This is a genomic window from Methanoculleus sp. UBA303, from assembly GCA_002501655.1.
GTDB lineage: Archaea > Halobacteriota > Methanomicrobia > Methanomicrobiales > Methanoculleaceae > Methanoculleus.
In genome coordinates, this window is the sequence record DANY01000002.1 from 1 (window position 1) to 23808 (window position 23808).

Sequence of the window (23808 nt, forward strand, 5' to 3'; positions counted from 1 at the left end):
CAGGGATGAACGACAGCCGGAATAGGGTGGGCTTTACCAGAGCCCGATAACGGAAATTTTCGGTCGGATCCACGGAGATCGATTATCAGTTCTCTGCTGAAGCACTACCCGGGGCAGAGAACTGCCGGGCACGGGTGATGGACATCCCGGATGGCGGCATATCCTGGCTTTCCTGCCCAATTACCCCTGGAGGGGCAAGCAGAAGCCCTACTTCACTTCCACCCGCTCGCCGGTGACCATGTAACAGACCTGCTCGGCGATATCACAGGCGTAATCACCGCAGCGTTCCAGGTAGCGTGCGATCATCACATAGTCTATGCATCGGGTGATGTTTTTCGGGTCCTCCATCATGTAGGTGACGCTCTCCCTGAAGATGGCGTACCTGAGGTTGTCCACGACATTGTCCCGGCGCGACATACCCTCAATGGGCGTAATGTCTTCGGTCCGGTAGGCTCTGAGGGCATCATCGATCATGGCGCAGACCAGATCAGCCATGTGTGGCAGGCCCATCAGGTTCCCGATCTGTGGATTCACTGAGACCTCGTCCACGAGTCTGGCAATATCCTTGCCGTACCGGCCGATACGGAAGAGCGCGACGTTCATCCGGAGTGCACAGATGATAGAACGAAGATCACGTGCCATGGGCTGGTAGAGCGCGATGAGTCGAAGCGCCGCCGCCTCGATGGCGAGGTTCCGCTCTGCGAGTTCCGCCCTCTGTGCATACACGCGCCCTGCAAGTTCGGCATCCCGGTCCTGCAGGGCAGTCATGGAGTTAGAGAGCATGCCGTAGGCGAACGCCCCCTGCGCGAGGACCTGGCCCTTGAGGTCCTTCAGTTCTTCACGAAATTTATCCGCCATGGCTATCCTATCCAAAGCGCCCGGTCACGTAATTGTTGGTCAACTCTTCCTGCGGGTTCTCGAATATCCGGGCGGTCGGCCCGAACTCGACCAGCCTGCCGAGGTACATGAACCCCGTGAAGTCACTGACCCGGGCAGCCTGCTGCATGTTGTGGGTCACAATCACGACCGTGTAGTGCACTTTGAGGTCGTTGATGAGGTTTTCGATCTTTGAGGTGGCGATGGGGTCGAGCGCGGAGCAGGGCTCGTCCATGAGGATGATCTCGGGCTCGACCGCAAGCGTCCTTGCGATGCAGAGCCGCTGCTGCTGCCCGCCCGAAAGCCCCATTGCGGAGTCGGAGAGCCGGTCCGCCACCTCATCCCAGAGAGCAGCCTTCTTCAGGCTCTCCCTGACGATCACATCCAGGACCTTCTTATTACGGGCCCCGTGGACACGAGGGCCGTAGGCGACGTTGTCGTAGATGGATGAGGGGAAGGGGTTCGGCTTCTGGAAGACCATCCCGATGCGTTTGCGTAAGTCCACGACGTCGCAGTCGGGGTCGCGGATATCCCTCCCCTCAAAGAGAATCCTGCCTTCTATCCTGACGCCCTCGACGAGGTCGTTGAGCCGGTTGAAACAGCGCAGAAGAGTCGACTTCCCGCACCCGGACGGCCCGATCAGTGCAGTGACCTGGTTCCGTGGGAAAGAGACCGACACGTCGCGAAGAGCCTGCTTGTCACCGTAGTAGAGGTTAAGACGTTCTGCTGTAATGATACAGTTATCTTTCTGCATTGTGGGTCACCACCGGATTGATCTCTGGTAACGGGTCCTGACGAAGATCGCTATCAGGTAGATGGCCGCCACCAGCGCGAGGAGGACCAGCGCCGTTCCGTACTGGTTCTCTCGTGCCCCCGGGACGTTGGTTGCAAGGATGAAGAGGTGGTAGGGGAGCGCCATCACCGGCTCCATCACCGATTCGGGGAGGAAGCGCCGGGAGAAGACGACCGCGGTGAAGAGGATCGGCGCAGTCTCTCCGGCCGCCCGCCCGACGCTGAGGATCGTGCCGGTCAGGATCCCCGGCACCGCCGGGGGGAGCACGACCCGCCATATTGTCTGCCAGTGCGTCGCTCCGAGAGCGAGGCTCCCCTCTCTGACGCTGCCCGGGACACTCTTTAGCGCCTCTTCGGTTGTCCTGATGATGGTGGGGAGGACCATCAACCCCAGCGTGATCTGGCCGGCGAGCAGTGATACACCCAGGTTCAGGTAGAGCACCAGGAACGCGAACCCAAAGAGGCCGAAGACGATGGACGGTGTGCCGCCCAGGAGGTCGACGCCTGCTCTGATGATCCCGGTGATGCGCCCGCCTCGGGTGTACTCGCGGAGGTAGATGGCGGCGCCGATCCCGATAGGGAGGGCAAAGAGGATGGCGCCCCCGACCAGGTAGAGGGTCCCGAGGATTGCCGGGCCAATGCCTCCCGCCCGACCGAGGTCGCTTGGTGGGGCAGTCAGGAACTCCCAGGAGAGGGCCGGTGCACCGTTGTAGATGATATCGAAGAGGATGATCCCGAGAACGAAGAGCACGATACCGGTGACCGCATACAGGAGCCCGAACGCGATCTTCTGTCTGGTCTTCGGGGAGACCCTGCGCCTGACGCGTACCGCTCCGAAGAGAGTCACAGCGGCGACGGCGGCAACCAGAACGTCTGTTGCCGCCGCAAGGAGCCCGAGTGTGCCGATGCCGAGAACGGCACGGGCATAAGGTCTTGCTGTCTCGCCCCTCCCTTTCCGAGCCCGGCGGGTCGCTCCGGTGGTCGCCGTATGCTGTTCGCTGACCCTCACGAGGATGCCCCGTGCGAGGAGGTTAACTGCAAGGGTGATCGCCAGGAGGACGACTGCGACGCCGAAGAGCGCGTGGTAGTGGGAGCTGCCGACAGCGACCTCGCCCATCTCGATACCCAGCGTCCCGGTGAGCGTCCGGATGGGAGAGAGAATATTCCAGAGGGGTTCGGGAACGACGCCTGCATTGCCGACCACCATGATCACCGCCATCGTCTCGCCGATCGCCCGTCCCATCCCGAGGATGATCGCGGCAGTGATGCCGGAGAGCGCTCCCGGGAGTACGACCCCTGCGATCGTCTGCCAGTGTGTCGCTCCGAGCGCAAGGGATCCCTCCCGGTATGCCCGGGGCACGGCGCTGATCGCATCTTCCGAGACGCTGACGATCGTCGGGAGTGCCATGATGCCGAGCAGGAGAGAGCCGGCAAGCCAGGTCTCGCCGGACGCGACGTCGAAGGAGATGCGGATCCAGTTGGTCAGCACGATGAGGCCGAAGAAACCGTAGACCACGGAGGGTATCCCCGCCAGGAGTTCGATGGCGGGCTTTATGGCCCCCTTCATCCAGGACGGCGCAAGCTCGGCGATGAAGACAGCGACCGCGATCCCGAGCGGAATGGCGATCGCCATCGCACCGAGCGTGACAAAGAGCGTGCCGACGATCAGCGGGTAGATGCCGTATGCCGGAGGCGCTCCCGTCGGGTTCCAGACGTCTCCGGTGAGGAAGTTCCAGACCCCGATCTGCTCGAAGATCGGGTAGCCGTTCTTGACCAGGAAGAAGAGAATGAAGAAGATGGCAACGACGGCAAAGATGGCCGTGCAGAACCAGAGTGTCCGGATGGCTTCTTCGCGAATCTGCCTGGTTCTCTTCCTGAGAGTCTTCCAGAGAGAGCCAGATTTATCCGGGCTGGGCAGTTCTTCGGACATCTGTGCGATCCCGGACCGGGTATGAGCGGCCGCCTGGCCGGACCCGATCTGTCTCCCCTCGTGGAGCGGTATCGGTATGCCACTGCTCAATGGAGCATCTGCGTTACGAAGATCGTCTCCCCCGTTCATGGTACCAGGCCGGGACCCATATTCCTCTCAGTGCGGCCGTAAAACCTCGAGCGCTGTGCCGTTCCGGGTCGACCACCCATCATCCGGGCCATGCTTACCGGGTGGGAATACCGGATAGATAGGTGTTCTCGAAGGAGACTCCATGAATATATTTACTTCCAGTAAATTCCGGAGAGATATATATATGTACAGAATGTATATATTCATCCAGCGCCAACGCGTACAAATTCATGGAGATCAGAAAAGTTCAGATCACAGGGGGCTCGTCATATATCGTATCCCTGCCGAAACAGTGGATAAAATCCCTGAATATCCAGAAGAACGATCCGGTAGGACTGATTGTGCAGCCTGATGGTTCACTTATGATCACCCCGAAGATCAGCGAGGAGTCGGTTCGCCGGACCCGGGTCTTTGAGGTCGGCGCCACGACGGATTGCACCTACCTGCTTCGCCTCCTCGTCGGAGCGTACGTCGCCGGGTTCACGGTCATCCGCCTCGAATCGAAAGGGCGGCTGCCGCCATTTGTCCTGCAACTGGTCCGGGAGTTCACGCAGATGGCGATCGGGCAGGAAGTGGTCGGCGAGACGGACTCTTCGATAACGATCAAGGATCTCCTCAACCCTGTAGAGATGCCGTTCGAGAATACCACAAAAAGGATGCATGTGCTGGCACGGGGCATGCAGCAGGACGCGATGGCCGCCATACGGGGACGCGATGCGGCTCTTGCTGAAGACGTCATCGCCCGGGACACAGAAGTTGACCGGCTGCACTGGCTCATTGCGCGGCAGGATAACCTGATCCTGACCGATGCCACGCTCTCGCGCCGGATGGGTATCACGGCGACCCAGGCGGCGTATTACTTCCAGGTCAGCAGGATCATCGAGCGGATAGCCGACCACGCCACCCGGGTAGCATACAATGCTCTCGCCCTAATTGACCGTGAGGCCGAGGCGGCGACGCTCGACCTCATGGACGAGGCGAGCACGCTTGCGCTGGATATCTTCTCCTGGAGCATGGAGGCGTTCCATGCGGGAGAGATCAAGAAGGCAAACGCGACGCTCCAGAGGGTGCGCGACCTTGAGGAGAAGACCCGGGATATCAACACCCGGGTGCTCCAGTTCGAGGCGGTGGAGGCGATCCCCGCGGGGCAGATCGCAGACAGTATCCGGCGTATCGGAGAATATTCAGGGGATATCTGTGAAAGCGTCATCAACTATCTCGTCGGGCAGGAGGCCTGAGGGCCGAAGGGAGCCCGGGTGATCCCTTTTTTCCGGGCGGACGGCAAACCCTCGATCAGCGCATCCCCCTGCCGGTGGTAACGTGGGCACACTCATACCGATCGTCGTTCTTATCATCGTCTTTCTCCTGATTGCTGTCCGGAAGGTCGGAGATGTCAACCTCCGCATATGGCAGGTGATGCTCCTTGGTGCGGCCGCCGTCCTGGTGACAGGAGGGATAACGCCGCGGGACGCGCTCGCGTCCATCAACGTCGATGTAATGCTCTTCCTCTTCTTTATGTTCGTGATCGGGGAGGCGCTCGCAGAGAGCGGCTATCTCTACCACCTCTCATTTCATCTCTTCTCCCGGGCAGAATCGGTCCGGCACCTTGTCTTTCTCATTCTCATCGGCGGCGGCGTGCTCTCGGCGCTCCTGATGAACGATACGCTCGCGGTCGTCGGCACCCCGCTGATGCTCTACTTCGCCCGGCGGCACGGTATCTCCCCGAAGCTCCTGCTACTCGCACTCGCGTTCGCCGTCACGACGGGAAGTGTTGCAAGCCCCATCGGGAACCCGCAGAACCTTCTCGTCGCACTCTCGGGCGGTGTCGAGAACCCGTTCATCACGTTCCCCCTCTACCTGGCCGTCCCGACGGTGATATCGCTCCTGCTCGCCTACGGGTTCCTCTGCCGGGCGTTCCCCGGCGAATTCAACGCTACCCCGCTGGTCCACCGTGAGGAGGAGATCCGCGACCCGGCCCTCGCGGCGCTCTCCCGCCTCTCGCTCACCCTGCTCATCCTCCTGATCGGGGTTAAGGTCATCGCAGCCGTGCTCGTCCCGGACTTCGATATCCGGCTGACCTGGATCGCAGTCGTTGCGGCCATACCCGTCCTCGCCGGGAGCAGGCGGCGGTTCGAGATCCTCCGCGGGATCGACTGGCCGACACTGGCCTTCTTCGCCGGCCTCTTCGTCCTTATGGCAAGCGTCTGGCAGTCCGGGTTCTTCCAACCGTTCATCGAGGGGAGTTCCCTCGATCTCGCCGCCGTCCCGGTCATAGCCGCGGTAAGCGTCGTCGTCTCCCAGTTCGTCTCGAACGTCCCCTTCGTCGCCCTCTCCCTCCCGGTCCTTGCGCACCTCGGTACCTCCACGGCGGGCATGATGGCGCTTGCGGCCGGCAGCACCATCGCCGGAAACATGCTGATCCTCGGGGCGGCAAGCAACGTCATCATCATCCAGGGCGCAGAGAAGGGCGGCGAGACGCTGACATTTGGGGAGTTTGCCCGGATCGGCATCCCGCTCACCGTCGCCCAGACAGCGGTGTACGTTCTCTTCCTCTCACTCTTCCCGGCGTGAGAGAAAGGATCACGGCCGGCAGGATTCCAGAGACCCTGGTTCAGCATTGAGGTCCAGGTAGAGCGAGCCGAACCTGACCGATGCGACGGCGGCGTGGTCGAAGGGCGGCGCGAAGACGCGAAGCCCGCGCCCTCCGGGGTGAATCTCCCGGGCGATGCCAAGGGCGAGGGTAAAGTTCTCCGGGTCGTTGAGGGAGACCAGCCGTCGCTCGACCCCGCGGGGGTTCTTCAGGTCGGGCACCCGGCCCTGGAGCCCGAGCCCCCGGAGCAGGACCTCCTGCAGCCGGCCGTCGGCAAAATAGGCCGCGAAACGCTCCTCTCGGTAGCGCCGCCGCCTGGCTGCAGTCCGGGCGACGGCCGCCGGAGATATGGGGATCCGGTGGATCGCAACCCCCGGGTGCCGGGCGAAACTTGCGAGCAGCCGCTCCAGTTCCCGCCCGCGCTGGAGGGCAACGATCCGGGTAGGAAGGAGCAGGTCGATCATCTGAAACTGGAACTCGGTGCCCACCCCGCCGAAGACAAGGCCGGGCGAGTCGATGACAGTGGCGCCGGCCGAAAGTTCGGCGGCCTTCTCGACAAGGCGCTTTGCGCCCGTCAGCGTCTGGATGAAGTGGCCGCCTGGAGACGTTGAACCGACGAACCGGAGGTAGGTACGGCCGGACGACTCCGGTGGGCCAGGATACAGGACCATCCCCTCGGTCGTCGGCGGGCCGATCCAGGATTGTCCGGTGTCGCAGTCGACGTATGCCGTCCTCATGCGGGGTGCCGTCTCCTCGACGAGGTAGCGGCAGAGCGTCGTCTTTCCGCTATCCGTCGGCCCGACGACGTATACACGCTCCGGAGTATCCCCCTCCGCGAGCGCCGCGGCGAGGTCCTCCCATCCTTCCCCGATATCGATCATGGGTCTTCCGAGAGGAGGTATTGCGGCTCACAGGTAAGTGCCTGACGTAACGTGCTTGCAGCCTGCGGGTGCCGCCGCCAGACATAGGCTTTATCAGGGGTTCACCCCATGGGCAGGCCATGAACGGAACAGCAGCAACCACTGAGCCGGTGCCTGCGGCCCTCGGCAGGACGTTTCCCACCCTTATGGCCACATCGATCACGGGGAGAGTCGTCACCCTTCCCGACGATGCGAGAGGCGACGCCTCGCTCATTGTCCTCGTCTTCCTTGAGTCGACCTCGCCGATGGCGGAGTCCTGGAGCGGCTCCTTTGCCGGGGCGTTCACCGAGAATTCCCGCGTGACGACGTACCTGGTCTCGGTGGTCGGCGACAGCCTCATCGGCAGGTCCCTTGCCGACCGTATCCACCAGGGGCTGCGGGGCGGTGTCCCTCCCGCGAAGCACGACCTGGTGCTGACCATACCCGGGGATATCGAACGATGCCGGCGGGCTTACGGGATCGATGACCCGTCGCTTGCCTACATATACCTCCTGGACGGCCGCGGCATCATACGCTGGATGGAGAAGGGAACGGCCACACCGGAGGCCCTCGGCACCCTGCTGGATATGGCCCGCGGGATGCTCCAACCGCTCCAGGAGTGATCGCGGGTGGCCCTGGCGCCGTCAGAGGAGCAGTCCGGCTCCTCCGGCGAAGATCATCAGGAGGAGGGGCTGCCCCTCATGACGGTGAATACGGACGACGTCGACCGGGGCCAGAACCCATTCTCCGGCTGTCCGGCAAAAGCGGGTTATAAGTTTTTTAACGCAACAATATCGGTCACGCCGGTAAGTTTCCAGATATTTGAGCGCTCTTCTGAGGCGATTGACTCAAGCGGCTCTTCGGGTTTGTGGCCGAGCGCGGCAAGGATATTCTGCGAGAGGTTATGCGCCCGTATCATGCTCACGAACTTCTCCCTGATGATCTTCTTCTCGATAGCGTCCTCAAGCTGCACCAGGTAACCCTGCATCGTCACGAAGGTGTAGCAGGAGAGGTCACTTGAGTATTTCTCAATCTCGACTGAGACGTATGGGTGCTGCCGGAAGAGGTCGTTCTTCCTGCCGTACTTGGTCGCGAGGAAGTAGAGAAACTTCCCGTCGAAGACATACAGAAACGGGGCAATATACGGGTACTTGCTCCCCTGAAATGCTATACGGCTGATAAACCCTTCTTCAATGAGTTTGTCATACTCCGCTTTATCCATGTTCGGGATCTTCACGATCTCCATCGAGCATCCTCTTATCCCGATAACCTGTGAGAGTACATATAGGTTTCCCCTGGCGGGCTTACCATCACTTTGTTCAGGCAAAATGCCCGCTGATTGCCATCCTGACGACAAAATCGCCTGTCATTCCCCTTCGGCCAGGCCCATCGGGAGCCTCCCTTCTCCGGAAGGCGAGGTTATGCCCGCCCGCCCTTCGCACAATTCTGCCGCGATCAGGACTCTTCGGGCAGCCCTTTCTCCCCGAACTACGGCAGGTGGATACCGGCCGATATCGGAAACAGTTTCTTTACAGGGGCTCTTTTTTCAAACAGATAATATAATAATATTTATATTTATCAACCGGAAGAAAAATGTACATGAGCAAGCACCATACGAACGCTCTAATTTTCATTGGAATTGCCGTCTGCGCGGGATTCCTCCTCTCTGTACCAGCTGTTGCCGGCTCAGGCCAGGGGCTCACGGCGCTGGAGTCGGGGGAACTGTTCCAGATCCCCTTCGGCGGTACACCGGCGGCAGAGGACGGAGCGGAGCCTTCCGGTATCCCGGCACTCCCGGACGAAGAGGATGCCTCTGATGCATTCCCGACCCCGGACAATGCCGGGGTTCCCGACCTGCTCGTCGGCGCCGACACAGAACCGGCGATGTCTGCAGCTCCGGACGACACCAACAGCCCGCCCCTTGCTCCGGTTCCTGTGGTCGATGCAGCTCCCGGCGGGACCGACAGCTACGACGACGAACGGCTGGCGGGACTGATCAACACTGCCAGCATCCGCCTGATGAGACTCTCGATGGAGCATGCCCATGCCCTCTACCTGCAGGATTGGGATGCCGCCTCTATAGCAGCGGACGACCTGCATGCCTTCTCCATCAGGCTGCTCGGCGAGGTGCAGCCGCTCCAGGTCTCCCCGGTTCAGCAACCTGTCAAGGACGAGTTCATCAGGTCGCTCTCGGCATACTCCACGGCTAGCGAGATGCTTCTCGGTTCAACGGATGCCGGCGGAGATGCCGTTCCCACGGCCTTCAGGGATCTGGCCATAGCATCAGAGGGTCTTGAAGCGGTCGGCCAGCAGGCCGTCGAGGTGCAGCCGGCCCGCACCGCCACCACCCCAGCCGCGGAGGCGCCCGCCGTTTTTGCCGGGACCGGGCCGGTTCTGGTCGCACCGCCTGCAGAGACACTGCCTCTCGGAGAGCGCTACACCTACGACGACCCGTCAGGCGAGAATATGGCCTCGCTGCTCGCGGAGTCTACCCGGACCGTAACGGCATACAAGGCGGCCTCTACCAACGAATCAGAGGTGAAGACTGAGGCAGGTGAAGGGCGTATGTTCCTCCTTGTTGTCATCAAGGGGACAAACCTCGGGCACAAGGGCGACTCCGACCTCTACGCCGTCGAGACTCCCGGGCGGGACGCTTTCGTTCTCGAATGCCAGGGGACGACATTTGAACCCCTGGAGGTCCCGGCCTTCACCTCACTCGGAGAGTCGTTCGACAGGAAGACACTCGATCGGTACGAGTCGCTGAAAGGCTATCTTTACTTCGATGTGCCCGCAACCCTCGAGGTCTCCGGGGCGACCATCAGAGCGGATCTCGGGAATGCCGGCACTCCTGCCTGGGACTTCGGAAGAGAACTCGGCAAAGAGCCCGGCAATCCGGATGCGGTATAACCCGCACCGTGCTTTTTTCCCGCATCTTGCCGGGTCAGAGGGAGATCAGTTCAACGTCCCGGGTCGCCGTATCCAGCACGGCGATGGTCGGCCGGCCGGTCAGGTAACCGCAGACCTCCCCGGGGTTGACGACCAGAGTCCCCCCAAGATTTCTGACCTCTGCCTGGTGAGTATGGCCGTGGATCACGATATCAAAGGCCTTCCGTCCGGCGAGCGCCTGCAGGAGTTCACGGTCATCCCCGTGGAGCAGCCCGACAGTCATGCCGCCCGCGGCGACGGCGGCAAAGGTCCCACGCAGGCTGAGTCGGCCATGTTCGGCAAACTGCGCGACCAGGCGCTGGCGGTCGCCGTCGTTGTTCCCGAAAACACCGATCATGGGTGACTTCAAGTTCGCCAGCCGGGGGATGACGAACGGAGATACGTAGTCTCCGGCATGGAGGACCAGGCCTACCTCTTCTCTGTTCAGCTGCTCTACGGCTGCATCTACCATCTGGAGGTTGTCGTGTGTGTCAGAGAGGAGCCCGATACGCATGTATGTGATCTTGACCGCTGTCACGATATATATGGCTGTGCATTATCCCGGCCGTGCCGCCTGCCGGGAATTCAGAGAAGAATATTACCCTCCGACCTCTTGCTATGCGCTTTTACACACAGCAACTCCAGAATCCAGAACATTCGGATATTCTCAGGTTCTCTGCACCGGAAAATCTTTATTTGACTATTATCTGATACTGGAATAGGAGCATGCTCTCGTGGGTGCACCGGGTCTCGGGCCCGACCTTGGCCCCGGTGCATCGGGAGCCCTGAAACAATGGATTCGTGGAGGTACAGCATGTGGGCGTATGTCAAACGTTCTGACGGCAGAACAGAAGAGCGAGAGTTCCCTGCAGGGGTATATATCGAGATCGGTGATATTCTAGAAGATGGCGCGGTTGTCATCGATCTCCCGTACTCCGACGATATCGACGACGATGCCGAAGCCATGGTGCTCTACGACGACTGAACCAGGTAGACCTTCGTGTAGTTGAGGCCGGCGGGCGGCAGAACTCAAGGATTGCTTGCCAGGGCACTATCTCCGGAACGGGCCTCGCACCCGGCGCATCGGCTGGACGTTTGCGCCTTCCATCTCGCCGAGGGCAAACGCGAACCTCGCCCGGATGGTCGGCGGAAGGGCGCTCTCCGGTATCGACATAAACCCGTATGTCCCGTAGAAATCGACGAGGTTCCGGACCGAGTGCATGAAGAGGGTGTCATGCTGGCACGCTTCGACGAGTGCATCCATCACCCTCCGGGCATATCCTCTTCCCCGGAACCGGACCGGAGTGAAGACACCGTCCACCTCGTAGCCGTCCGGGTGCCGGCGGCACCGGGCGACGGAGACGAGGATATCGTCTGCGAAGACCCCGAATATCCTGTCCGTCTCCGGGTCTGCTTTTAACTGGTGGTAGTCGGTCCAGATCTCCTCAGCGAGCACGAATTCCTCTCTTCGCAGTTCCCGGGTCTCGACCGCGAGGTGGATCGGGACTGCCAGCACCAGTACCGGCGGCTTTACGCACTGTGCGACACCGGCGGTGACGCTTCCGAGCAGTACGCTTCCCGCGGCATCGCGCTTGCTCATACGCGGGATGATGATTGCAGAGGCGCCAATATCTTCTGCCACTGCACAGATGGTGCGCGCCGGGCTCCCGGTACGCACCAGGACCTGGATGTCCCGTCCCGGCGGGAGTGTGATATCTTTGCGGAGAGTAGAGAGCCGCCTGCCCACCTCCAGCTCCGTGCCTGCATGTCCGGGCTCGATGACGTGCAGGAGCACCGCCGTCCCGTCTCCGGCGGGAAACTCCAGGAGTGAGCGGACCTCCGGCGCCGGGACCGAGAGATCGGTCGGCACCAGCAGCCGCTCAAAGAGTGGCGGCCTGCCCTCTGCAGGCTGCGGAACGATCAGGACATGCGTCTTCGCACCCCGGAGCACGGTGGCCGCGGCGTTCTCGCCGAAGAGGTTTCTGAGGATCCCCTGGTTGACGCCCATTGCAATCAGGTCGACGTCCGTCTCGGTGGCAGCCCTGAGTATCCTCTCAGGAACAGGCGCCCCGTCGTTCTCCGCGATCACCACCTCCGCGGGGATGCGCTGCCGCCGCACCAATTCCTGCATCCGGCGGAGCGGACCATCGGCGGGTATGGGGCCGGCCGAGGTCCGGACGTGGAAGAGGATGACCTCGCGGACCCCGGGGACCTCACCGACCCGCTCCACCATGGTTACGGAGGCTTCGGAGAGATCCGTCGCAATGAGCACCTTTGTAAACACGGTTTTCACCTCACACAACCCGGTAGCCGTCCGGCGAAACGTGTATCTCGAACCTGGCCCCCTCGCCGGGTTTCCCGGTCTCCCGGATCGTCATATTCGTGATCGAGAGAACCTCGCGGACCAGGAAGAGCCCGAGCCCTCCCCCGGCGTAGGCACCGTACTCGAAGATCTTCTCTTTCTCTGCTTCGGGGATACCCACACCGTCGTCCTCGACGTAGATCAAGAGTCCATCATCCGTGATCTGGTAAGTGATGACGACCTGCGACACGGTCTTCCCGTGGCGAGCAGAACTCTTGATGAGGTTCGAAAAGACCCGGTCGAGCATCGGGTCGGCGAAGATCTCGACCCGCTCCACCCAGGCCCGGACAGATATCCCGGGTAGCAGGAGGCACGACGTCACCTCCCGGATCACGCTCTGCAAGGGCTGCCAGCCCGCCGGCCGGAGGCCAAGGTCCTGGTAATCCCGGGTGATCTCCGCACTGCGTTGCACAATCCGGGCGCTCTCTTCCAGGCTCTCCAGGTACCGACGGACGACGGGTTCATCAAACTGTTGCATCCCCTCACCGATCCGCCTGAGGAGTGCTGATACCGCCGCCATCAGGTCGTTCCGGGTGAGGCGTCCCATCATGTTCAGTTTGGTGTTGACCTGGCGGAGGGCATCTTCGGCATTCGTCCGGGCGGTGATATCGACAAGCGTGAGGATGATCCGCCCATCCGGGAGCAGCCCTCCCGATTCGAGCACCTGGACAGCGGCCCCGTCCGGGCGGCGGAGGGCCACTTCATACCCATAGACCGCACCGTCCAGGCGGACTTTCGCCTGGAACTCTCTCCAGACACCGGGGTCGTCGAGGAACCGGGTGATGGGCTCTCCGATCAGGCTGTCTGCCCTGGAGCCGAGGAGGGTAGCGCCCACGTAGTTGGTCTCCTCAATACGCGGTTCAGCATCCCCCGGTGCAATGATGAACGCCCCTGCTTCTGAATTATCAAAGACCGCGCGGTACCGCTGTTCCCGTTCTCGCAGTCTCAGGGAGAGGAACGATATGATAACGCCGATGGCGACGAAGGCCATCGCACGCGCGAGCGCCGCGACGATCAGTCCGGCGTCTCCTCTGATGAAAGGCAGGGTCATTGCCAGGTATCCAAGAGCGAGAACAAGCGAGAAGGCGGATCCACTGCGGGAGAACCAGTAGGCGGCAAGCACGATCGGCAGATACATGAGATGCGGAAAGACATTGGTGATGCCGGCAAAAAGCCCGGCAGCGTTTGCGCCGAAAGCGACGACGACCGATGCCGCAAGCAGGGGAAGGCGGGCATCCTCTCCGGCTATGCCTGCGAACTGGCGCTGCCCGGTCATCAGGCCGCCCCCCTCTGACCCTGGAGGGGCTGTGTGCACGCTATCCCGTCGCACAGGGCATGAATTTTGTCTCTACAGTGGGCGTTGCGCATGGTTTTCTATAGGCCGCTTTCATTTCTGACCTTTAAAAATGATCGCTCTTTATAGTTTCCGGATCAGGTAACGGGAGCATCTACATGAGGGTTTTCCGGCGGCTACCTGGATGTCCCGGCCACGCTGCGCGCCCCCCGGATATGAGAACGCGGTCATGCAAAGGCATATGCTCTCCGTTCCGCCATAACTGATCAGAATTATCCGGGAAAACTATGAAGATCTCACTCCTCCAGGTGAACACGGTTGTCGGAGACCTCACCGGCAACGCCGACCGGATAGCGGCGGGCGTCGGTGAGGCATCTTGTTACCGGCCGGACCTGGTCGTGACCCCGGAACTCTCCCTGACCGGGTGCCCGCCCCGGGACCTGCTTCTCGGGAAGGGGTTCGTGAAGAGGAGCCTTGCCGTCCTTGAAGACCTGGCCGCCGATCTCCGGGATGCGCCGCCGGTCCTCGTCGGCCTCGCCGCACCAAACCTCGCCGGCACCGGCCGGCCGCTCTTCAACGCCACCGCCCTCCTCCGGAACGGGGCGGTAGAGGAGACGTTCCGGAAGGCCCGCCTCTCCCCCGGCATATTCGATGAAGACCGCTACTTTGAGCCGGCGGCCCTGATCCCCCAGATCCTCCGCCTCGGCGGGAGGAAGGTCGGGATCTCTATCGGCGAGGAGATCTGGTGTGGCCGGCGGCACCACATCGATCCTGCCGGTGAACTGGTCCGCGCCGGCGCGGAAGTGATCGTGAACCTCTCCGCATCACCGTTTGCCGCCGGCCGGCAGGGCCGGCGCGAGGAGGCGCTCTCCCGCACCGCACGGGACCACCGGGTCACAATCGCCGCAGTAAACCTCGTCGGCGGAAACGACGACCTGGTCTTTGACGGCCGGAGTTCTGTCTTCAGCGCAGACGGGACACTCATCGCCCGGGGCGCGGCCTTTGCTGAGGATCTCGTGACCGTCGATCTCGCCCACCCCACTCCGCAGACAGTCGCTCCCGACGACCTGGGCCCGGAGTCCGAGATCTGGCGGGCGCTGGTGCTCGGCACCCGCGACTACACCCACAAGTGCGGCTTTGCATCGGTCCTCCTCGGCCTCTCCGGCGGGATCGACTCATCGCTTGTGGCCGCAGTCGCCGTCGAGGCCCTCGGACCAGAGAACGTCCTCGGGGTGCTCCTCCCCTCTCCCTACACCTCCACAGAAAGCATCGAGGATGCCCACGAACTTGCAGAAAACCTCGGTGTCCGGGTGCACACTCTCCCGATCACTCCGGTGATGGAGGCGTTCGACGGGGTCCTCGCGGGAGTCTTCGCGGGGCTTGCCCCCGACACCACCGAAGAGAACCTGCAGGCCAGGATCCGGGCGGCGGTCCTGATGGCCCTCGCGAACAAGTTCGGCTCCCTGCTCCTCTCGACCGGGAACAAGTCAGAGGCCGCGGTCGGCTACTCCACCCTCTACGGAGATATGGCAGGGGGACTTTCCGTGATCGCCGACGTCCCGAAGGAGATGGTCTACCGGATTGCCCGGTGGCTGAACGCGAGGCGCCCTACCATTCCCGAACGGGTGCTCGCGAAGCCCCCCTCTGCGGAGCTCCGGCCCGACCAGACCGACCAGGAGGTTCTCCCTCCCTACGACCTCCTCGACGCGATCCTGCACCGTCACATCGACTGCTTCGAGTCGCCCGACGATATCATCGCTGCCGGGTATCCTGCCGGGACCGTCCACCAGGTCCTCCGGATGGTCAGGCAGGCGGAGTTCAAGCGCCGGCAGGCTCCACCCGGGCTCAGGGTGACCGATCGGGCTTTCAGCACCGACTGGCGGATGCCGATCGCTGCAGAACCGTGGTGGCGGGAGGACGTATGCCGATGACAACCCTAACCGACGACCTCCCTGCGATCTACGGTGCCCTCTCCGCGGCGTTCGGCCACCAGCACTGGTGGCCCGCAAAGACCGCTTTCGAGACGATGGTCGGCGCTATCCTCGCCCAGAACGTCTCCTGGACGAACGCGGCGCAGGCCGTCGCGAGCCTGGAGAGCGCCGGGATGCTCGATCCAGGCCGCCTCGCTGCGGCAGATGCCGGCGATATCGCCCGCCTGATCGTCTCTTCCCGGTTCTATAACCAGAAAGCAGAGCGGATCCGGGAGTTCGCCCGGGTCTACGTTACGGAGTTTCAGGCGGATCCGGCGGTGATGGCGGCCACGGGGACCGAGGCCCTGCGCGAGCGCCTGCTCTCTCTCCCGGGCCTCGGGAAGGAGACCGTGGATACCATCCTGCTCTACGCCTGTGAGAAACCGGTCTTCGTCGTCGACGCCTACACCCGGCGGGTATTCACGCGTTACGGCCTCCTGCCGGAGAAGGCATCGTACGACAGGACACAGCGCCTCTTCGCCGACAATCTCAACCCGGACGCAGAACTCTTCAACGATTATCATGCCCAGATCGTTCACCTGGGAAAGACCGTCTGCAGAAAATCGCCGCTCTGCGACCGCTGCCCCATCCGGGTGGTCCACCGCTCGCTCCGGTGCGCTGGTGCCCCGGAGTGACGGCCCGATCACTTCTTCCGGTATATGTTCAGGCCGATCTTGATCTCCTCGTGCCCCGGCACCGCGATGTTACCCTCGGTGGAGGCGATCGTGATTGACTTCCCGCTCTTCGACTCACCGAAATCTTTCCCGAGATCCACGCGTATGGTGAGGATGTTCCCCTCAATCGCCATATCAATATTCTTCATATCTTTCCAGTAAGTGCACTCCCGGCGGATATGCGCTTCGATGCAGGTATGGCGTAGAGGCACAACCCCGGAAGCGCCTTACGGGCAACCGCCCCGGCTGCTGGCGGGAACCGCGAGCGCGGAAGAACGCATCTCTATCGCTCCCTGGGGCGCAACCTGCTATTGACGGAGTTAGCCGGCGACGGAGTTAGCCAGCAGATACCGGCCGAAGACAGCAAACACTATCCCGGCCCTCATCCAACTGTAATAACAATCTATCCGGTTACGTGACGCAATGGGTGCAAAGCACACTGCTCTTGAGAAATACTTCGGCTATACATCGTTCCTCCCCCACCAGGAAGAGGTCGTCGATGCCGTCCTCGCTAGAAGGGACGTCCTTGCCGTCATGGCGACCGGGGGCGGCAAATCTCTCTGCTATCAGCTCCCGGCGCTCGTCTTCGGCGGGCTGACGGTCGTCGTCTCACCGCTCATCGCCCTGATGAAAGACCAGGTCGACGGTCTCCGGGCGAATGGCATCCCCGCGGCGACGATCAACAGTTCGCTCGGGTACGGGGAGCGGCAGATCATCGAGCGGGTGATCCTCGAAGGCCGCATCCGGGTCCTCTACGTTTCGCCGGAAAGGGCCGTGCAGCCGTTCTTCCTCTCGCTCATAGCAAAGGCCGGTGTCCGGCTCATCGCCATCGACGAGGCGCACTGCATATCGATGTGGGGGCATAACTTCCGGCCTGAGTACCGCCGGCTCCGGGTGCTCAAAGAACGGTTCCCCACGGTCCCGATCATCGCCCTGACCGCGACCGCCATCCCCGCCGTCCAGGACGACATTGCAGTGCAGCTCGCCCTGAAGAACCCGGCCCGGTTTGTCGGGAGTTTCAACCGGAAGAACCTCACCTACCGGGTGGTGCCGAAGGCCCGCTACTTCCCGAGGCTTGTGAGATACCTGAGCGAGCACCGGGACGACGCCGGGATCATCTACTGCTTCTCCCAGAAGGCGACGGAAGACCTCGCGGTGAAACTCCGGGACAGGGGCTTTTCGGCCCTTCCCTACCACGCCGGCCTCCCTGATGCCGTACGCGCGGAGAACCAGGAGGCCTTCTCACACGGTGACGCTGCCATCATCTGCGCCACCGTCGCCTTCGGCATGGGGATCGACAAACCCGATGTCCGGTTCGTCATCCATACCGACCTCCCAAAGGATATCGAGTCCTACTACCAGGAGACCGGCCGGGCCGGGAGGGACGGGGAGGCGGCCGACTGTATCCTCTTCTATAGCCGGGGCGACTACAACACGATCCGGTACATCATCGAGAAGGAGTGTACCGATGCGGTGCAGAAGGACGTAGCCTACCGTAAGGCGGGAGCGATGCTCGACTACTGCGAGACCGCCGGGTGCCGGAGGAAGTTCCTGCTCACCTACTTCGGCGAGGCCTACCCTGAGGAGCAATGCGGCGGGTGCGACCGGTGCGAGACACCGGTGAAGGTCTTCGATGGGACAGAGGTTGCATCGACGGTCATCACCTGCATCGGCGAGGTCGGGGAGCGGTTCGGGGCGTCGTATGTCGCCGACGTCCTGACCGGAGCGAACGTCGCGAGGATCCGCGAGAACAGGCACGATGCCCTCCCGGCCTACAACACCGGCGGGGGCTATACACGCGACCAGTGGCTGCTCTTCATCCAGGAGCTGGTCCGGAAGGGGTTCATCACATCGACCGGCGGCCGTTACCCGGTCCTTACGCTGAACGAACGGAGCCGGGCGGTTCTCGCGGGCGACCTCCCGGTGCCGCTCACGGAGCCGGGGCCGGAGGGCGTCGTTGCTGTGGAGGCCGGGGAAGACTACGACGAAGCCCTCTTCCTCCGGCTCCGCCGGCTCCGGAAAATCGTTGCCGACCTTGAGCGCGTGCCGCCGTTCGTCGTCTTCCACGACCGGAGCCTCAAGGAGATGGCGAAGTGCTACCCGCGCACCGGTGTTGCGCTTCTCGAGATCTATGGTGTCAGCGAGGGGAAACTGCAGCGCTACGGCAGGAGGTTCCTTGATGCCATCGATAAGCACTGCGTGGAAGAGGGGATCGGACCGGGGCGCCGGAGCGGGTGACGCGGCTGTCGTCCCGATACTCCTCCCGGCCGTGACGCTGCACGCCGGGTGGATCCGCCCCGCAAGTCCCGGAAGACGGAATCGGTGGAGAGGTGCCGCCCGCAAAGAGGAGAGGGGAGCATCAGGCGGGGGGCTGCAGCCTCTCGCTGCCCGGTAAGGTCTCCTTTCAGGTGGAGGATCCCGGCACCCGGACGCGACCCCCAAAATATCCTCCACCCGCCATGAGGCCGTCTGCCCGGCAGGTGCCGGAGGAAGGATTCCCGGTGAGATAGGCGCCGTCCCAGGCTCATCCAATTTTATAGAGAAGATTAATATATACTCATAAATATTTTGATCTCGTCGCAGATCGAAGGTGCTTCGACCACCGCACTGATCGTTGATTCGCAGAAGGCCAGCTGACGAGAAAATCCTTTCATGCACCCGTACGTCGTTCTGAAATGTGCCGCACGACCCATCACGGCCATCTCTTCCATTCACATGGCGGGACTCGAACGTTTCATGGATATCATCACCCCGAAGCACCTGCCTGCTGGGACAGACTGTCTGAGGAGTTGAGGAGATGAGAAAAGAGAGCATTCTGATCTTTGTAGTGTTAGCCTGCGCACTGGCAACTGTCGCCGGCGCCGCTGTCGTAGACCTCTCCGTGGTGTGGAACAAGACCTATGGCAAACCTGGCGCGAACGATTCCGCATACTCGATCGTCCAGGTCCCGGGGGACAGGGGATACGTCTTCGCCGGCGAGACCGGATCGTTTGGCGCTGGAGAGACCGACGCCTGGGTGGTCGATCTCTCTGGATCAGGCGCCGAACGATGGAACAGGACCTACGGTGACCCCGGTAAGGATACGGCCCGCTCAGTGATCAACACATCGGACGGGAACTACCTCTTTGCGGGGACGCTCACCTTCGTGACCGGGGAAAACCGGAGAGATACCAACGTCCTGGTCGTGAAATTCAGCCCAACGGGTGATATCATCTGGAATGAGACGTTCGGTGGGCCCGATGACAACGCCACGGCATACGCGGTCGCCGAAACAGCGGACGGAGGTTACATTGTCGTCGGTGCAACGGCGTTCTGGGGAGAACCGGACACCGATGCGCTGGTGATCAAGCTCAACGGTTCCGGGTCGGAGGAGTGGAGCCGCACCTTCGGGGAGCCGGAGCTTAACGATTCGGCATACGCGGTCGTCGCGGCACCGTCCGGCGATATCGGTGTTGCAGGAAGCACGGAGTCGTTTGAAGCGTTCGAGACCGATGCGTTCGTCCAGAAGATCGACCCGTCCGGGAGCGAGGCCTGGAACGTGACCTTCGGCGGTGCGGAGAACGACACTGCCCGGTCAATCGTCCTTGCGCCGGACGGGGGTTTCGTCTTTTCGGGGAGTTACATGAGCAGGGCCGCCTCCGGCAGGACGGATGATGACGCCCTGGTCGTCAAGATGAGACCGGACGGGAAGGTCGCCTGGAACTGGACCTATGGGGACGCGGGCGAGAACGAGTCGACCGGATCGATCATCGCCACTCGCGACGGCGGATACCTCTTTGTCGGCAGAACCGGAAAGTCGCCGCTCGATAACGACGCCTGGGTCGTGAAACTTGATGGCACGGGGGCCGTCGAGGGCGACCTGACGATCGGGGGCGCGAACCCGGGCGACCGGGCAGCGTCGGTCATCCAGACGGCGGCATCCGAGTATGTCTTTGCGGGGACCTTCAACAGCACAAAGAAGGGCGGCACGCCGGAGACCGATGCCTGGGTCGTAAAACTGACCACGAAACCGAAGACGGTGACAAAACCGCCGTCAAAGCCGCCGAAACCGCCGAAAGTCTGCCCCGCGCAGTGCCCCCCGCCGACGCCGAAACCGACAATAACACCCAAGCCGAAGACCGGCAGTATCGGCGACTTCGTCTGGAGCGATACGAACAAAAACGGCATCCAGGATGGCGGTGAGCCCGGGATACAGGGCGTCACCGTCAAACTCCTGAATGCGCAGCAGCAGGAGATTGCCACCAGGGTGACTGATTCGAGGGGCAATTACGTCTTCAGCGGTCTGCAGCCCGGCGACTATTATGTCAGGTTCAGCCCCCCGAAAGGATATACGTTCACCAAGACAGATGCCGGGGGTGACGACGCTAAAGACAGCGACGCTGACCAGACGACCGGCAGGACCGCGAAGATCGCCCTCAGGGCGGGAGAGAGACAGCTCAAGTGGGATGCCGGGATGATCAAACAGGCGCCGTCGACCGGCGGGCAGATCGGCGATCTCGTCTGGGAGGACACTAACAAGGACGGCATCCAGGATACGGGCGAGAAGGGCGTAGCCGGCGTCACCGTGCGGCTGCTGGACGGGACCGGCAACCCGGTCCCAGGTGCCGGCGGAAACCCGCGCGAGGTGAAGACCGATGCAAACGGCAAGTATCTGTTTGCTGATCTGGCGGCCGGGAACTACATCGTCGAATTCGTAGCCCCCGAGAGCGCGGCATTCACCGTGAAAGGCGCCGGGAGCGACGCCGCAAAGGACAGCGATGCGGACCAGACGACCGGCCGGACGGGTGTAATCGCACTCAAGGAGAACGAATTACAGGATCGGTGGGATGCAGGGCTGGTCACGGGGCCGGCGCCGGGAACGACGGCGGAGGTTCACGGCAGAGTCTGGGAGGACGTAAACGGGGACAACATACAGCAGCGAGAGCAGGCCAACCAGGAACCGGGCATTCCGAATATCGAGGTGAAACTTCGTAAAGCCGACGGCGTGGGAACGATTCAGGACAGGACTACGACCAATGCGGATGGAATATACCAGTTCAAGAACGTTCCGCCGGGGAACTACTACCTTGAATTCAGCCTTATCGCCGGGTATAAATTCGTGGCGAAGCCGGATCAGGGCAATGACAACGAGGACAGCGACGTCGATCCCCTCTCCGGCATGACCGAGAGTTTCACCCTCCGGGCCGGCGAAATAAAGGATCACTGGGATGCGGGCATGACCCGTTTCACGGGTGAGATCGGCGGAACGGTCTGGGAGGATAACGGCAACGGTATCCTCGAAGATTCTGCAGCCGGAGATCACGGCGCTGTAGCCGGTGTCGTTGTCTCGCTGATGAAACATGACGGCGGCGGGCAGTACACAAGGGTTGCGACGGATGCGACAGACGCGAACGGGGTCTTCCTGTTCTCGGGTCTGGCACCGGGACAGTACGGTCTGGTTGTCAAGCCGCCCGCCTGGGCTGCGTTCACGAAGTTCGATCAGTACGGTGCCGGGCGGAACAATGTGGGGCTTGTCCTCGACAGCAACGGGTATGGGTTCATCGCCCCCCCGATCACGCTCGGAGTGGGGGACTCGCAGAAACAATGGGATGTCGGACTCCTGCGCAAATCCGGCTCCTTCAGAGGTTCAACGGATTGGGGGCAGGTCGGCAGGGACCTGGCACACTGGTTCCTCTGTCCGCCGCCCCTGAACTGGATGGGTATCTGCCTTGTAGCCCCGATACTCTCACCTCTCGACCTGACGGGATCGGCGGGGGCGATCGCCGGCACCGGTATGGGAGGAGCGAGTCTCTTTGACGGCACGGTGGATGTCTACGTCGACGGTATCCTTCATTCATGGCTGCCGGGTATACTTCAGATGGTAACAGGACTCGTGCAGAGTGCAGGCACCGGCGATACCGTGCAGGCAAATTCCGGGGCCTCCCTTACGCCCGGTTCCCCCGGTAGTCTCCCGTCCGAAAACACCCCATCTTCGGGGGATTCCGGTTTCCCGGATATCGTCTATGAAAATGAAACCCATCCCCCTCCTGATGTTAACACCACGGGGATAGGCGTCATACTGGGCGGAGTCGTGAACGATACCAACAGAAACAATGAACTTGATGCCGATGAAGCGGGCGTCCCCGGGATAGAGGTGCAACTTCTGGCTTCTAACGGGCTCACGGACTCCGGTACGACCACATCCGTTACAGACGGGAACGGGACGTATATCTTTACGAATCTCACTTTGGGAGAGTACTCTCTGCAGTTTACGCTTCCGCCCGGTTACGAATTCACCTGCCCCGTCGAAGGATCCGACCTGGATCCCCAAACAGGCAGATCGACGGTGATCGAGATCCGAACCGGGAAGGCCCTGGCGGTGATGAACGTAGGGATCGCCAAATCCCCAAGCCGGCCTCTGACCAACAGCACCATCGGGGACCTCGTCTGGAACGACACCGACGGGAACGGCATCCAGGACAAGGGTGAGGAAGGCATTGCCGGCGCCATCGTCGAGCTCTACTACGCAAACGAGACCCTCGCCAATTCAACGACGACGGATGCAGATGGGGCCTACCTCTTCACCGCTCTCCCGGCGGGCGAGTACCACCTGGTCTTTGGACTGCCGGAAGGCTACAACTTCACGCCGGCCAATCAGGGCGCCGACGACGCGCGGGACAGCGACGCCGACCCGGCGACCGGCAGGACGGCAAGCATCACGCTCGCCGGGAACGAGACACAGCTTGACTGGGACGCGGGGTTGAACCTGACGCCTGCAGAGGTTCCGGCCGAAAACGGGAGTATCGGCGACTTTGTCTGGGAGGACACCAACCAGGACGGTATCCAGGACCCGGGTGAGCCCGGGCTTTCGGACGTCGGCGTCATCCTCATCGGCGCGGACGGTTCTGAGGTCACCACCGTAACGACCGGCGCGGGCGGCGCCTATCTCTTCACCGGCATCCTGCCGGGAACGTACTCCGTGAGGTTCGAAGCACCGGCCGACTACACGTTCACTGCACCCGACCAGGGCAGTGATGACGCGGATAGTGACGCCGACCCGTCCAGCGGCACCACCGCACAGTTCGAACTCGGGGCAGGCGAAGAGCAGATCGACTGGGACGCGGGGATGTACCTGAATGTCTCTGAAACCCCTGAACCGACGGTGACACCCGAAGAGGAAGAGACGACCCCCGGAGAAGAGGTCACGCCCGGAGAAGAGAGGACACCGGAAGGTTCTATCCTATAGGGCCGCTGTGAGGGGGCGTTCACCCCGGCGGGGAGCCGGCGCGGGGTCCGGTGCCGTCCCGAAGATCCCTGCCCGTTTTTTCACGGGCGCTTCCCGGCAGCCTGCCGGGAGGCATCCCCCGGGCATGTGCCGGCCCGCGGGA

18 protein-coding genes are annotated in these 23808 nt (G+C 62.1%); 9 read left to right on the forward strand and 9 right to left on the reverse strand.

Features of this window, described 5'->3' with window-relative positions; all coding sequences use genetic code 11:
• Nucleotides 1-207 precede the first annotated feature (207 nt).
• Genes phoU through pstA form a run of 3 tightly spaced genes read right to left on the reverse strand, consistent with a single transcriptional unit; the run spans nucleotide 208 to nucleotide 3598 of the window.
• The gene (gene phoU / locus BP846_RS00230) at nucleotides 208-858 is read right to left on the reverse strand and encodes a phosphate signaling complex protein PhoU (protein WP_292392036.1); all 651 of its coding nucleotides are present in this window, start codon (nucleotides 856-858) and stop codon (nucleotides 208-210) included.
• Nucleotides 859-865: 7 nt separating this feature from the next.
• A complete protein-coding gene (pstB, locus tag BP846_RS00235; RefSeq protein ID WP_292392037.1) occupies nucleotides 866-1630 on the reverse strand; it encodes a phosphate ABC transporter ATP-binding protein PstB in 765 nt (254 codons plus the stop codon).
• Nucleotides 1631-1636: 6 nt separating this feature from the next.
• A complete protein-coding gene (gene pstA / locus BP846_RS00240) occupies nucleotides 1637-3598 on the reverse strand; it encodes a phosphate ABC transporter permease PstA (protein WP_394339944.1) in 1962 nt (653 codons plus the stop codon).
• Between the two features lie 359 nt (nucleotides 3599-3957).
• Here pstA and BP846_RS00245 point away from each other — a divergent pair, with 359 nt between their 5' ends.
• Together BP846_RS00245 and BP846_RS00250 are read left to right on the forward strand one after the other, a co-directional pair.
• Nucleotides 3958-4965 (forward strand): phosphate signaling complex PhoU family protein, encoded by a 1008-nt coding sequence (locus tag BP846_RS00245; RefSeq protein ID WP_292392039.1) that lies wholly within the window; start codon nucleotides 3958-3960, stop codon nucleotides 4963-4965.
• Nucleotides 4966-5047: 82 nt separating this feature from the next.
• Nucleotides 5048-6298 (forward strand): SLC13 family permease, encoded by a 1251-nt coding sequence (locus BP846_RS00250; protein ID WP_292392040.1) that lies wholly within the window; start codon nucleotides 5048-5050, stop codon nucleotides 6296-6298.
• Nucleotides 6299-6307: 9 nt separating this feature from the next.
• Here BP846_RS00250 and BP846_RS00255 read toward each other — a convergent pair whose 3' ends face one another.
• Entirely contained in the window at nucleotides 6308-7198 is an 891-nt protein-coding gene (locus BP846_RS00255; protein ID WP_292392041.1) for a Clp1/GlmU family protein, read from the reverse strand.
• A 119-nt stretch (nucleotides 7199-7317) separates the two neighbouring features.
• Here BP846_RS00255 and BP846_RS00260 point away from each other — a divergent pair, with 119 nt between their 5' ends.
• The gene (locus BP846_RS00260) at nucleotides 7318-7839 is read left to right on the forward strand and encodes a hypothetical protein (RefSeq protein ID WP_292392042.1); all 522 of its coding nucleotides are present in this window, start codon (nucleotides 7318-7320) and stop codon (nucleotides 7837-7839) included.
• Nucleotides 7840-7985: 146 nt separating this feature from the next.
• Here the strand turns inward: BP846_RS00260 and BP846_RS00265 are convergent, their stop codons facing one another.
• Entirely contained in the window at nucleotides 7986-8462 is a 477-nt protein-coding gene (locus BP846_RS00265; RefSeq protein ID WP_292392043.1) for a pyridoxamine 5'-phosphate oxidase family protein, read from the reverse strand.
• A gap of 353 nt (nucleotides 8463-8815) precedes the next feature.
• On the opposite strand from BP846_RS00265, the gene BP846_RS00270 reads away from it, so the two are divergent.
• Nucleotides 8816-10123, forward strand: a complete 1308-nt coding sequence (locus BP846_RS00270) for a hypothetical protein (RefSeq protein WP_292392044.1) — start codon at nucleotides 8816-8818, stop codon at nucleotides 10121-10123.
• 34 nt (nucleotides 10124-10157) lie between these two features.
• Here the strand turns inward: BP846_RS00270 and BP846_RS00275 are convergent, their stop codons facing one another.
• Nucleotides 10158-10679 (reverse strand): metallophosphoesterase, encoded by a 522-nt coding sequence (locus BP846_RS00275; protein ID WP_292392045.1) that lies wholly within the window; start codon nucleotides 10677-10679, stop codon nucleotides 10158-10160.
• A 255-nt stretch (nucleotides 10680-10934) separates the two neighbouring features.
• Here BP846_RS00275 and BP846_RS00280 point away from each other — a divergent pair, with 255 nt between their 5' ends.
• On the forward strand, nucleotides 10935-11126 hold the full coding sequence (locus tag BP846_RS00280; protein WP_292392046.1) for a hypothetical protein: 192 nt from the start codon (nucleotides 10935-10937) through the stop codon (nucleotides 11124-11126).
• 66 nt (nucleotides 11127-11192) lie between these two features.
• Here the strand turns inward: BP846_RS00280 and BP846_RS00285 are convergent, their stop codons facing one another.
• The gene (locus BP846_RS00285) at nucleotides 11193-12425 is read right to left on the reverse strand and encodes a GNAT family N-acetyltransferase (protein WP_292392047.1); all 1233 of its coding nucleotides are present in this window, start codon (nucleotides 12423-12425) and stop codon (nucleotides 11193-11195) included.
• Between the two features lie 10 nt (nucleotides 12426-12435).
• Nucleotides 12436-13779, reverse strand: a complete 1344-nt coding sequence (locus tag BP846_RS00290) for an ATP-binding protein (protein ID WP_292392048.1) — start codon at nucleotides 13777-13779, stop codon at nucleotides 12436-12438.
• Between the two features lie 305 nt (nucleotides 13780-14084).
• Between BP846_RS00290 and BP846_RS00295 the strand changes: the two genes are divergently transcribed.
• On the forward strand, nucleotides 14085-15728 hold the full coding sequence (locus BP846_RS00295) for an NAD+ synthase (RefSeq protein WP_292392049.1): 1644 nt from the start codon (nucleotides 14085-14087) through the stop codon (nucleotides 15726-15728).
• On the forward strand, nucleotides 15719-16402 hold the full coding sequence (locus tag BP846_RS00300; protein ID WP_292392050.1) for an endonuclease III domain-containing protein: 684 nt from the start codon (nucleotides 15719-15721) through the stop codon (nucleotides 16400-16402). Before BP846_RS00295 ends, BP846_RS00300 begins: the two co-directional genes overlap by 10 nt.
• 8 nt (nucleotides 16403-16410) lie before the next feature.
• Here the strand turns inward: BP846_RS00300 and BP846_RS00305 are convergent, their stop codons facing one another.
• On the reverse strand, nucleotides 16411-16590 hold the full coding sequence (locus tag BP846_RS00305; RefSeq protein ID WP_292392051.1) for a hypothetical protein: 180 nt from the start codon (nucleotides 16588-16590) through the stop codon (nucleotides 16411-16413).
• Between the two features lie 274 nt (nucleotides 16591-16864).
• Between BP846_RS00305 and recQ the strand changes: the two genes are divergently transcribed.
• Nucleotides 16865-18679 carry a DNA helicase RecQ gene (gene recQ / locus BP846_RS00310; protein ID WP_292392052.1) on the forward strand — a complete coding sequence of 605 codons (1815 nt, stop codon included), beginning with the start codon at nucleotides 16865-16867 and terminating at the stop codon, nucleotides 18677-18679.
• A gap of 559 nt (nucleotides 18680-19238) precedes the next feature.
• Nucleotides 19239-23666: an SdrD B-like domain-containing protein gene (locus BP846_RS00315; RefSeq protein WP_292392053.1), complete on the forward strand. Its 4428-nt coding sequence runs from the start codon at nucleotides 19239-19241 to the stop codon at nucleotides 23664-23666.
• Nucleotides 23667-23808 lie beyond the last annotated feature (142 nt).